Source organism: Mycobacterium sp. TH-M103 (assembly GCF_057473785.1).
In genome coordinates this window covers 1-11,345 of sequence record NZ_JBYCLG010000197.1, presented here as the reverse complement: position 1 = coordinate 11,345, position 11,345 = coordinate 1, and the positions used below count along the sequence as shown (strand labels likewise).

Sequence of the window (11,345 nt, the reverse complement as noted above, 5' to 3'; positions counted from 1 at the left end):
AGCCCGGGCGGTAGCTCGTGCGGTGTTGATCGCAGCCAACGCGGCATCGGCATCGGCGGCCAACGTGGCGATCAACCGCGACACGGTGGGATCGGATGCCACCAGACCGAACACCCCCGACTGCCCACGCAGCACCGCCAGATCAGCCAGGCAGTCCCCACCGATGGCCACTGCGATGGCTAGATCGGTGAGGATCTTGCCCGGATTGTGGCTGGCCAACGGTTTGCGCCACGGCCGTAACCCGGCCGAGAGCGCATCGATCAGGCCCACCTGCTGCGCGGTGCGCACCAAGGTGATCGATCCGGCCTGCGACACGATCCCGCGGCCGGCGGTGTCAACGGACAACGACGGGTACCACGACGTAGACTCACCCACCAGAAAGGTGCTTCTCGAACTTGCGATATTCGACCTCAGACAAGCCGAATTATCCCAGTTCAGAGCATCTTTCTTCATTCACGACACGCGACCGCCGCCGACCAGCGAGAAAGCCCGGGGCTAGGGCATCGCCGTCACGCTCGACGGTCCACCCCAGGCCAGGCGCGTAATCCTGCCCCGAACATCCGCCCGATAGGGTTGATACCGGCCGGCCACGGGCCACCGGGCGGCACAGCAGGTAGGAGGTTGAGCGATGGCTTCCGCTGAGTCGGGCAGCGCGGATCGCCCCGGTCCCGTTGACCTGGAAACGCTGGCGGCCGAGGCCAGCGCCGCGCGGGCGCTCGAGGGGTTGCAGGCGGCCGCCGACGCCGGCGAGGTCCCCACGCAGCCCCCGGTCGACCTGACCGCCGCCGCGTTCTTCGACGTCGACAACACGCTGGTGCAGGGATCGTCGGCGGTGCACTTCGGCCGCGGGCTGGCCGCCCGCGACTATTTCACGTATCGCGACGTCCTCGGATTCATCTACGCCCAGGCCAAGTTCCAGCTGCTGGGCAAGGAGAACAGCAACGACGTGGCAGCCGGGCGGCGCAAGGCGCTCACGTTCATCGAGGGCCGGCCCGTGCAGGAGCTCGTCGACCTCGGTGAGCAGATCTACGACGAGATCATCGCCGACAAGATCTGGGCGGGCACCCGCGAGCTCACCCAGATGCATCTGGACGCCGGCCAACAGGTGTGGCTGATCACCGCCACGCCCTACGAGCTCGCGGCGACCATCGCGCGCAGGCTCGGGCTGACGGGCGCGCTGGGCACCGTCGCCGAGTCGGTCGACGGGGTTTTCACCGGCCGACTGGTCGGCGAGATCCTGCACGGCACCGGTAAGGCGCACGCGGTGCGGTCGCTGGCGATCCGGGAGGGCCTGAACCTCAAACGCTGCACCGCCTATTCCGACAGCTACAACGACGTACCCATGCTCTCGCTGGTGGGCACCGCGGTCGCCGTCAACCCCGACGCCCGGCTGCGCAGCCTGGCCCGCGAGAAGGGGTGGGAGATACGCGACTTCCGCACCGCACGCAAGGCCGCCCGGATCGGTGTCCCGTCCGCCCTGGCGCTGGGCGCGGCCGGGGGGGCGCTGGCCGCACTGGCGTCACGACGCCAACCGCGCTGATAAGCTCCGCCGCTGAACACGTCTTCGAGCGGAAAGCGGCACCGGCATGACAATTCCCGAAGGAACCCAAGACCTCATCGGCAGCCACTACCGGGCGCCGGATTACTTCGAGGTGGGTCGCGAGAAGATCCGGGAGTTCGCGCTCGCGATCAAAGACGAGCACCCGTCGCACTTCAACGAGGCCGACGCCGAGGCCGCCGGTTATCCGACGGTGGTGGCCCCGCTGACGTTCCTGGCGGTGGCGGGCCGGCGCGTACAGCTGGAGATCTTCACCAAGTTCAACATCCCGATCAACATCGCCCGGGTCATCCACCGAGACCAGAAGTTCAAGTTCCACCGGCCGATAGTCGCCCGCGACCGGCTGTATTTCGACACTTATCTTGACGCGGTCATCGAGTCGCACGGTACGGTGATTGCAGAGATTCGCAGCGAAGTAACGGACGCAGACGGCAACCCCGTGGTGACCAGCACGGTCACGATGTTAGGCGAAGCCGCACACCAGGAAGCCGGCGCTGAAGAAACCGTCGCCGCAATTGCATCCATATCAGCCGGAAAGTAGGAGCGATTCAATGACTCCACAGGGGGAGACGGGCAGGACCCAGCTGAAACCGCCGGTCGCGGCGGTCCGATCGCACTACGACAAGTCGAACGAGTTCTTCAAGCTCTGGCTCGACCCGTCGATGACCTACAGCTGCGCCTACTTCGACGAGCCGTCGGAGCTGAACCTGGACAACCCGGGCAAGACGCTGGAAGAGGCCCAGTACGCCAAGCGCAAGTTGGCGCTGGACAAGCTGAACCTCGAGCCCGGAATGACCCTGCTCGACATCGGCTGCGGCTGGGGTTCGACCATGCGGCACGCCGTGCAGGAGTACGACGTCAATGTCATCGGCCTGACGTTGAGCGAGAACCAGTACGCTCACGACGTCGCGAAGTTCGAGGAGATCGACAGCCCGCGCCGCAAAGAGGTGCGCATCCAGGGCTGGGAGGAATTCGACAACGAGCCGATCGACCGCATCGTCTCGCTGGGCGCGTTCGAGCACTTCGCCGACGGCGCCGGTGACGCGGGATACGAGCGTTACGCCACGTTCTTCAAGAAGTTCTACAACCTGCTGCCCGACGACGGCCGGATGCTGCTGCACACGATCGTGGTGCCCACCACCGAGGAGGCCCAGGAACTCGGCCTGAAGACGACGATGAGCCTGCTGCGCTTCATCAGCTTCATCCTCCGGGAGATCTTTCCCGGCGGGAAGTTGCCTCAGATCGCGCAGGTCGACCGTTACGCGACGGAGGCGGGTTTCGAGATCGAGCGTCACCACATGATCGGGAAGAACTACGTTCCGACGCTGAGCGCCTGGGCGGACGCGCTGGAGGCCCACAGGGACGAGGCGATCGCCCTGAAGGGTCAGGAGACCTTCGACATCTACATGCACTACCTGCGGGGATGCTCGGACCTGTTCCGCGACGGCTACACCAACGTCTGTCAGTTCACGCTCGTCAAGTAGTCCCTCGAAGCTTGCCGCCGAGCGCCCCGGTGTCGTTCAGGCACCGGGGCGCTGCGGTCGGTAGGCCAGAAAAGTACGCCAGGGAATTCAGCCGAGGAAGATGTTGCGCCGGCCGGCCAGCAGCCGGTACAGCGTCTGCTGGATCGTCTCGCGCACCTGATCGGTCAGCTCGAAGGTGACCATGGGGTCCTCGGCGTCGGAGGCGGAGTAGTCGTTGGTGTAGATCGGCTCGCCAAACGCGATGCGCCATTTCGACGGCAGCGGCACCAGACCCGCGGGACCGGCCAGCGGAAACAGCGGGGTGATCGGGAAATAGGGCAGCCCGAACAGCCGCGCCAGCAGCTTCACGTCGGCCAGCATCGGGTAGATCTCCTCCGAACCCACGATCGAGCACGGGATGATCGGCGCCTTCGTGCGCAGCGCCGCCGTCACGAAGCCGCCGCGCCCGAACCGCTGCAGCCGGTAGCGGTCCTCGAAGCGCTTGCCCAGCCCCTTGTAGCCCTCCGGGAACACCGCCGTGAGCTCGCCCGCCGCCAGCAGCCGGTGCGCGTCGGTCGTGCACGCCATGGTGTGGCCGGCCTTGCGGGCCGCTTCACCGACCACGGGCAGGTCGAACACCATGTCGGCGGCCAGCAGCCGCAGGTCCCGTTGGGCCTCATGTTCGTCGTGCACCGCCACCGAGAGCATCAGCCCGTCGAAGGGCAGCACCCCGGCGTGGTTGGCCACCAACAGCGCGGGCCCCTCGCTCGGCAGGTGCTCGATACCGCTGACCTCGACGCGGAACCACGACCGGAAGAAGAACCGCAGCAAAGGCCTGACGACCGCGTCGTTGAAGTGCGGGTCGAAGCCGAACTCGTCGACGGTGTAGTCGCCCGTCAGCCGCTGCCGAAGGAAGCCGGCCACGGCGGCCACCCGCTGGGCGAGTTCGTTCAGCGGCGCCTCGCCGGTCCCCGCGGCAGCGCCCGTGCCGCGGCGGTGCTCGTCGATTTCGCGCACGACGGCGGCGATCTGTTCGGCCGACGCGCGGCCGCGCGGATCCGAGAGCAGCGAGGGATGCTGGCGCGCGGATTCGGCCCGCTGATCGGCCCTCCGGCGCGCCGCCACCCGACCCCGATTTGTGTGCAGGGGAATCACGTTCGCTCTGGTGTCACCCGCCACGATCTCTACCTGCCCCCACCCCACGAAATTGGCTTTCGGCTTCCCCAGCGCTGCGCTAAGGCAATGGCGCGACCCTCCCAGGAGCGTACCCGATGAGGGTCGATTATGGGAGTCAGGCCGCGGCCGCGGACGTAGTCGTCGAACGCCTCGGCCGTCGTCCATTTCGGCTGGAAGCCGAGTTCGGTACGCATCCTGGTGGTGTCCATGACGCGGCCGTAACTCAGGTAGTCGAACTGGTCGCGGGAGATCTCTGTGTAGCGATTGGCCCGTCTCAGCGAATCCAGGGCCCACACGCCGAAGCCGGGCACCGGCAGCGGGATCCGCCCCGCCCGCCGGATCGCCTGGGACAGCATGATGATCCCGTCGGCGCCGACGTTGAACGTGCCGGCCTTGCCGGCGATCGCCGCGCGCTCCAGCGCGCCCAGCGCGTCCTGCTCGTGCAACAACTGCAGGCGCGCGTCGCGGCCGAACATCGTGGGCACCAACGGCCCGGCCAGGTAACGCGACAGGGTGGTGTCCATCGCGGGGCCGATCATGTTGGCCAGCCGCAGGATCGTCACCGCGATGTCGGGACGGCGCCGCCCCAGGCCGCGCGCGTAGCCCTCGATGTCGAGGCTGTCCTTGGCGAAACCCGCGCGGAAAGGCCGGCGGCTGCTGCTGTCCTCGGTGAACATCACCGGGTCGCGCGGATCCGACCCGTACACCTCGGAGGTGGACTTCAACACCACCCGGCGCACCGAGGGCGCCTTCTGGCAGGCCGCGAACAACTGCATCGCGCCCATCACGTTGAGTTCCTTCAACGCGGCGCTGCCCCCGGACCGCGGTGCGTAGGAGGCCGCGGCGGCGTGCACCACCGTGTCGACCTCGCCGTTGCGAATCACCTTGGCGATGAAGGGATTACGAATGTCGGCGCGGACGAACTCCGCGCGCCCCATCCGGCGCAGCATGTCCTTGCTGGGCGCGATCGCGTCCACCGCGATGACGCTGTTGATCAGCGGGTTCTGCACGAGCCGGGCGGTCAGGTAACCGCCCAGGAACCGGCACGCACCGGTGACCAGCACCACCTTGGGGTAGTGCACGGTCTCCTCCCCGGCGCCGCTCGTGCCGGGACCGTCTCCGCTCGACAAATCCACCCGGACAGCCTAGCGGCGAGACGGGACGGTGGCGTTACGGACGCGTGACGGTCGGCGCCGCCGCGACCTGCGCAGCGGGGGTTACTTACCGAGTTTTCTGCGCTGCACCCGGGTGCGACGCAGCAGCTTGCGGTGCTTCTTCTTCGACATGCGCTTGCGCCGCTTCTTGATTACTGAACCCATGAACTCCGCTATCTGACCCGTGACCGGTTGGTGAAGGACTTGAAAAGACCCCGCCACTTTACCCGGCCGCCCGCCGCGAACACCAAACCGGGACCGTCCGGCGGGCGCGCGACGACCGGGCCGCGCTGCGGGGCCACGGGGATTCGGGTCAGCCGGCGTCGAAGTACGACGTCTCGAGCATGTCGTGGACGGCCTTGGCGTGCACCCGGAAGGATCGACCGACCCGCACCGCGGGCAACTCACCGTTGTGCACGAGGCGGTACACCGTCATCTTGGAGACCCGCATCAGCGCGGCCACCTCCGCGACTGTGAGAAATTGTGCCCTGGCCTGCTGGCCATCGCCGGGACTGGCGTCCCGCGCCTTGCCGGCAGAATCTCGCGCAGATGGCCCGTTCGTAGACGTCATCGCAACCCAATCGTGTCAGGCACGCGCAATGCCAGCGGCTTCCCCTCCGCTGGCACCCACACGTGCATACAAGAAGGAGAATAGCGGGACTAATGGGGTTACTGGTACTGGTGGGGGACAATCAATTCAAAAAAGGTCGAATTATTCCGATGTAATTCTCAGCTGCTCAGAGCGCGTTTTCGCGGCCTGGACGGCCGCGTCGACGGCGGCCCGCAACCCGCCCCGCTCCAATTCGCGCAGCGCAGCAGCGGTCGTACCGCCCGGCGACGTCACCGTCGCGCGCAACTGGGCCGCCGAGGCGTCCACCCGCTTGCCCAGCCCCTCACCCGCACCCGGCCGCCGCTCCTGATCCAGCGCTTCGAGCAGCATGGCCGTCGACCCGGCCATCGTCTGCGCGGTCAGCTCGGTGGCCACCTCGCGCGTCAGGCCGGCCGCCACACCGGCGTCGACCAACGCCTCGACCATCAACATGAAATACGCCGGCCCCGAGCCGGACAGCGCGGTCACGGCGTCCATGTGGGATTCGGCGACGGTCAGCACGGCGCCGACGGCGTCGAACAGCCCCGAGACCTCCTCGAGCTGCGCCGGGGTCACGAACCGGCCTTTCGCCAGCGCGGTGACGCCCGCCCCCACCAACGCCGCGGCGTTCGGCATCGCCCGCACCACCGGGGTCCCGGCGGGCAGTTTGGATTCGAGGTAGGCGAGGGTGATCCCCGCCGCGACCGTGACGAAGACCTGGTCGGGGGAGTCGTCCTCGGCCGCGGCGGCCACCCGGGCCAACTCCCCCATCAGCGACTCCACGTCAGCGGGTTTCACCGCGACGACGACGAAGGCCGCATGCTCGGCCGCCTCGGTCACCGACGTGACCAACACCGAGTAGGTGTCCGCGAGGTACTTGGCCCGTTCGGGTATCCGCTCGGCCACCACCAGGTCTTTGACCCGCCGACCGGCGCGCAGCAACCCGGACAGCAATGCCTCGCCGATGCTGCCGCCCCCGATGATCGCGATCCTTGCCATGCCGGACAGCATCGCAGACACCGCCCGCTAGCGCGGCGGGGGCACCAATGCCAGCTGGCGCGACTGCACCACGATCCGGCCGAGGCTGTCGACCACGATGTGGTCCTCGTCGAACCAGTCGTGGCCGATCTCCATGCACGTGCAGAGCACCCGCAGCCAGCCGTCGGCCGGCAGGGCCCGCAGGAAGGTGGTGAGCTGGATGGTGGGCGCCCAGCCGGTGCGATCCACGGCGAAGGTCACCGGCGCCGACAGATCCCCGCACATCAGCGCGAACAGCGCGTCCGGGGCCACGCCGCGGGGACGGGCCCACATCTGCAGCCTCGGCGGCCTCCCGTCGGTGCTCGGGCCCATCGTCGACAGCAGCGGCCGCACGTCGCAGCCCTCACCCAGGTGCACCAGGCCGGCCAGCGGGTGGCCGGGCCCGATCGCCTCGATGCCGTCGGGTGGCTCCGGCGCCATCAGCTCCACGACCGGGTTCGCCGACAGCAGCGGCGCCGCGTGCCCCCCGGGCGGATAATGCTCCGGCTCGCCGAGATTGACCACGGCGTGCACGGCGGTGCGGTCGCCCTGGGTGAGCTCGACGTCGACGAGGCTGATCCGGCGGCCGCGCTTGCGGACCGACGTCACCACCCGCATCGGCCCCGGGTCGGGCGCCCACAGGAAGTTCGCCGACACGGCGACGGGTTCGAGCCCGTTCGACGGCCCGCCGCACGCGGTGCGCGCGGCGTTGGCGCACAGCGCCAGCATGGCCCCGCCGTGCACCTTCGGACCGATCGTCCAGCGCTTGTCGAGTTCTCCTTCGAAAACGCCGGGGTCGACCTCCCGCAACGTCATCGCGGTGGTGAATAACGCGGTCATGATCTCCTGGGGGTCAGCGCAACAGGTGGGTGCGGGCGAACTGCAACGATTCGGCGAGCAGGCTCTCGCGCTCGCCGGCCGAGCGCGCCGACGACGTCGAGACCTCGAGCACCACGTGCCCGGCGAAATGCCCGGCGGCCAGCATCTGGCAGACCTCGGCGGTGGGCTGGGCGCCGCGCCCGGGAACCAGATGCTCGTCGGCGGGCAGCCCGTTGCCGTCACACAGGTGCAGGTGAACCAGCCCGGCGCCCATCCGCTCCGCCATGTCCAGCGCGTCGGTGCCCGCGGTGGCGGTGTGGGACAGGTCGAGCGTGTAGTGGGCGTGGTTGCCGTCCAGCGGGTCGTAGGAGGGCGCGAACGCCGAGATCGCGGGTCCCGGCCCGCCGCCGCGCCTGCGCATCCGCTCGAGGGACTGACCGGCCCCGAAGAAGCGGTCCGCCCGGAACGGGAACATGTTCTCGACAGCCACCAGCACGTCGCTCGACGCCTCCAGCGCCGCGACCTGCTCGCTGAATCCCTCGGCGTAGCGCCGCTGCCAGCGGAACGGCGGATGCACGACGACGGTCTGCGCACCCAGCTTCTCGGCGGCGCGCACGCTGCGTTCCAGTTTGGGGATCGGGTTGGCCCCCCACACCCGCTGGGAGATCAGCAGGCAGGGCGCGTGTACGGAGAGCACCGGCACGCGGTAGCGCCGTGAGAGCTTGCCGACGGCGTCGATGTCCTGGCTGACCGACTCGCTCCACACCATCAGCTCGACCCCGTCGTAGCCGAGCCGGGCCGCGTACTCGAACGCGGCCTCGGCGCGCAAGGGGTACACCGAGGCCGTCGACAGGCCGACTTTGATGGCTGGGCGCACTGTTTGTGGTTCCGACTGGGTTCCGGGTGGGTGTCTAGCCCGACTGCAACGACAGCGCCAGCGGCCCCAGCGTGATCAGCGCGCCGACCGCGACCGCGATCAGCGTGCTCGCGATGTCCTCGGTCTTGCGAACCACCCGGACCCCGACGACCAGCCCGAGGATGACCAGGACCGACAGCACCAGCGCCACGATGCTGTTCCACCGCCACAGCTGGTCGAAGGCGATGAACAGCCCGGCCCCGAAGGCGACCGCCAGGATCGACTGCACGACGACCACGCTGCCGTGCCGCAGCGCCTCGAACCTGCCCACCCCGCCGACCTTCCCGGCCTCGTCCCGGCGTGGCGCGACGGCGCGGTCGCCGACGTCGGAGTCGCGGTCTTCGCCCCTTTGCACCGCTTCGGCGCCGCCGCGCCGGCGGGCGAGCTCGTCGGCGAGCGTCTGCCCACCGAACAGGGTCGAATCGTCGAGGTAGGAACGCACATAGGCCGAGTCTTCGTCCACCAGGTCGGCATCGCGCACCTCGGAGTCCATCACGTCCACAGGCATGCCGGCGTAGTCGTCGACCGGGTCGGGACTCATCCCCTCGGCCCCGGATTGCCGCTCGGCGTCGCGCTCGTCGGCCTGGCGCACGGGCCGCGGGTAGGCGCTGCGCTCGGGCCCGGAAACGCGCGCGGGCTGCGGCGGCGACTTGGGCCAGCGCGGCTCGGGCTCCGACCAGTACGCCCGCTTCTGCCCGTCGTCGGCGGCGACGTCACGTTCCTGCTCGGGAGCTTCGGTGGCTTCGGCGGCTTCGGCCCTGCGGGTGCCGTTGGTCTCGCGTCCGGGCTCGTGGTCGTCCCGGATGACCGGGATGTCGCCGGTCAGCTCGGCGACGGTGACCGCGTCGCTGTCACCGCGCCGGCGGCGGCGGCGCCGGGTGACCGCGGGGGCGCCGATCGTTCCGTTTTTGGCCAGCAATTCGGCCACCGAGATGGGCCGAGTGCCGGGGCTCTCGGTGTCGGAGTGTGGTTCGGTCATGCTTTGCTGCCTCTCGATCGGTTCGCGTTCCGATCCCCTACCCGGTCTCCAGCATCGCGCACCGCGATATCGACGAGGGCCGTTCCGTCGGCTTCACTGTCGAGTTTGCGCAAGATGAGGCCCTCGCGTAAGGCCCAGGGGCAGATATCCACCGTTTCGATCGACAGCGCTCGCATGCTCGCCTCCGCCACCAGGGCACCCGCCACGATCTGCGGTGCTCGTTCGGCGCTCACCCCTTCCAACTCCGCGCGGTCAGCGGTCGTCATCCTAGAGATGAAAGATATGAGTTGTCTGAGGCCGTTTGCGGTGAGCGTCCTCTTCACCCGGGGTCCGGCCGCCGAGGGCGCCGCCCCGGTGAGCCGCGCCAGCGAGCGGAACGTCTTCGACGTGGCCACCGCCAGGTCCGGGGTGCCCGCGTCGAGCACGGCGACGCTGGCGTCGGACAGCTCGGAGTCCAGCCAGTCGCGCAGCATCGCCACCCGGCGGCGGCCAGGCGGGTCGTCGGGCAGCCACTCGCGGGTCAGCCGCCCGGCGCCCAAGGGCAGCGACAGGGCCACCTCGGGTTCCTCGTCGACGCCGCTGGACAGCTCCAGCGAACCGCCGCCGATGTCGAGGTTGATGATGCGGCCGGCGCTCCAGCCGTACCAGCGCCGCACCGCCAGGAAGGTCAGCCGCGACTCGGCGACCCCGGTCAGCACCTGCAGCTCGACCCCGGTCTCCTTGCGCACCCTGGCGAGCACGTCCTCGGAGTTCTCGGCGTCGCGAACCGCCGAGGTGGCGAAGGCCATCAGCTCGGCGCAGCCCGAGCTGTCGGCGATCTTGGCGAACTCGTCGATCGTCGAGATGAGCTTCTCCGCGCCGCGCTTGGTGATCTTGCCCGAGCTGTCGGTCGCCTCGGCGAGCCGCAGCGTGGCCTTCGTCGAACTCATCGGAGTGGGGTGTCCGCCGCGGTGGGCGTCGACCACCAACAAATGGACCGTGTTGCTACCCACGTCGAGCACGCCCAATCGCACGCAAACAACCTAGCCCGGCGACGATGCAGACCGCGTGGCGGTCTGAGCGTGGCAGCGTTGTTCGCCCCGGCCGGGGCGATTCGTGGCCGCCGGGGGCCCGGGGTGTCAGCGGGCCGCCGGGCCGGAATCGTGGTCTACCGTGGGATCCGTGCCGAATCCGGACCCCCGCCCCGGGCAAGAGGTCGATCTGGATTTCGCCCGCGAATGGGTGGAGTTCTACGACCCCGACAACCCCGAGCACCTGATCGCGGCCGATCTGACCTGGCTGCTTTCGCGCTGGACGTGCGTGTTCGGGACGCCGGCCTGCCATGGCACGGTGGCCGGTCGCCCCGACGACGGGTGCTGCTCGCACGGGGCGTTTTTGTCCGACGACGACGACCGCGCCCGGTTGGACGACGCGGTGTCCAAGCTGACCGACGACGACTGGCAGTTCCGCGACAAGGGCCTGGGCCGCAAGGGGTATTTGGAGCTCGACGAGCACGAGGGCCAACCGCAGTACCGCACCCGCAAGCACAAGGACGCGTGCATCTTCCTGAACCGCCCCGGCTTCCCCGCCGGCGCCGGGTGCGCGCTGCACAGCAAAGCCCTCAAGCTGGGTGTCGCGCCGCTGACGATGAAGCCCGACGTCTGCTGGCAGCTGCCGATCCGGCGCAGCCAGGAA

14 protein-coding genes are annotated in these 11,345 nt (G+C 69.0%); 4 read left to right on the top strand and 10 right to left on the bottom strand.

From position 1 onward, the window contains the following. Nucleotides 1–375 (bottom strand): transposase (locus tag AC2VOR_RS10935; protein WP_486963783.1); only part of this gene is annotated, 375 nt, incomplete at its 3' end. A 253-nt stretch (nucleotides 376–628) separates the two neighbouring features. Between AC2VOR_RS10935 and AC2VOR_RS10930 the strand changes: the two genes are divergently transcribed. Genes AC2VOR_RS10930 through cmaA2 form a run of 3 tightly spaced genes read left to right on the top strand, consistent with a single transcriptional unit; the run spans nucleotide 629 to nucleotide 3,042 of the window. Then, the gene (locus AC2VOR_RS10930; RefSeq protein WP_369740811.1) at nucleotides 629–1,540 is read left to right on the top strand and encodes an HAD family hydrolase; all 912 of its coding nucleotides are present in this window, start codon (nucleotides 629–631) and stop codon (nucleotides 1,538–1,540) included. 46 nt (nucleotides 1,541–1,586) lie between these two features. Then, nucleotides 1,587–2,099, top strand: coding sequence for an FAS1-like dehydratase domain-containing protein (locus AC2VOR_RS10925; RefSeq protein ID WP_486963782.1), 513 nt, complete (start codon nucleotides 1,587–1,589; stop codon nucleotides 2,097–2,099). 10 nt (nucleotides 2,100–2,109) lie between these two features. Beyond that, nucleotides 2,110–3,042 carry a cyclopropane mycolic acid synthase CmaA2 gene (gene cmaA2, locus AC2VOR_RS10920; protein ID WP_486963781.1) on the top strand — a complete coding sequence of 311 codons (933 nt, stop codon included), beginning with the start codon at nucleotides 2,110–2,112 and terminating at the stop codon, nucleotides 3,040–3,042. An 87-nt stretch (nucleotides 3,043–3,129) separates the two neighbouring features. Here the strand turns inward: cmaA2 and AC2VOR_RS10915 are convergent, their stop codons facing one another. From AC2VOR_RS10915 to AC2VOR_RS10875, 9 genes are all read right to left on the bottom strand, one after another. Further along, nucleotides 3,130–4,200: a lysophospholipid acyltransferase family protein gene (locus AC2VOR_RS10915; protein WP_369740814.1), complete on the bottom strand. Its 1,071-nt coding sequence runs from the start codon at nucleotides 4,198–4,200 to the stop codon at nucleotides 3,130–3,132. Nucleotides 4,201–4,205: 5 nt separating this feature from the next. After that, nucleotides 4,206–5,333: an SDR family oxidoreductase gene (locus AC2VOR_RS10910; RefSeq protein WP_486963780.1), complete on the bottom strand. Its 1,128-nt coding sequence runs from the start codon at nucleotides 5,331–5,333 to the stop codon at nucleotides 4,206–4,208. 81 nt (nucleotides 5,334–5,414) lie between these two features. Then, entirely contained in the window at nucleotides 5,415–5,516 is a 102-nt protein-coding gene (locus tag AC2VOR_RS10905) for a 30S ribosomal protein bS22 (RefSeq protein ID WP_003402602.1), read from the bottom strand. Between the two features lie 148 nt (nucleotides 5,517–5,664). Continuing rightward, a complete protein-coding gene (locus AC2VOR_RS10900) occupies nucleotides 5,665–5,922 on the bottom strand; it encodes a cell division/environmental response transcriptional regulator (protein ID WP_369740817.1) in 258 nt (85 codons plus the stop codon). 141 nt (nucleotides 5,923–6,063) lie between these two features. Continuing rightward, nucleotides 6,064–6,939 (bottom strand): pyrroline-5-carboxylate reductase, encoded by an 876-nt coding sequence (proC, locus tag AC2VOR_RS10895; RefSeq protein WP_486963779.1) that lies wholly within the window; start codon nucleotides 6,937–6,939, stop codon nucleotides 6,064–6,066. Nucleotides 6,940–6,966: 27 nt separating this feature from the next. Then, the gene (locus AC2VOR_RS10890; RefSeq protein ID WP_486963778.1) at nucleotides 6,967–7,797 is read right to left on the bottom strand and encodes a thioesterase family protein; all 831 of its coding nucleotides are present in this window, start codon (nucleotides 7,795–7,797) and stop codon (nucleotides 6,967–6,969) included. A 13-nt stretch (nucleotides 7,798–7,810) separates the two neighbouring features. Then, nucleotides 7,811–8,653, bottom strand: coding sequence for a sugar phosphate isomerase/epimerase family protein (locus AC2VOR_RS10885; RefSeq protein ID WP_486963777.1), 843 nt, complete (start codon nucleotides 8,651–8,653; stop codon nucleotides 7,811–7,813). Nucleotides 8,654–8,687: 34 nt separating this feature from the next. Then, the gene (locus AC2VOR_RS10880) at nucleotides 8,688–9,671 is read right to left on the bottom strand and encodes a hypothetical protein (protein WP_486963776.1); all 984 of its coding nucleotides are present in this window, start codon (nucleotides 9,669–9,671) and stop codon (nucleotides 8,688–8,690) included. Further along, nucleotides 9,668–10,684 (bottom strand): Ppx/GppA family phosphatase, encoded by a 1,017-nt coding sequence (locus AC2VOR_RS10875; protein ID WP_369740822.1) that lies wholly within the window; start codon nucleotides 10,682–10,684, stop codon nucleotides 9,668–9,670. Before AC2VOR_RS10875 ends, AC2VOR_RS10880 begins: the two co-directional genes overlap by 4 nt. A gap of 139 nt (nucleotides 10,685–10,823) precedes the next feature. Between AC2VOR_RS10875 and AC2VOR_RS10870 the strand changes: the two genes are divergently transcribed. Beyond that, nucleotides 10,824–11,345 (top strand): DUF3109 family protein (locus AC2VOR_RS10870; protein WP_486963775.1); only part of this gene is annotated, 522 nt, incomplete at its 3' end.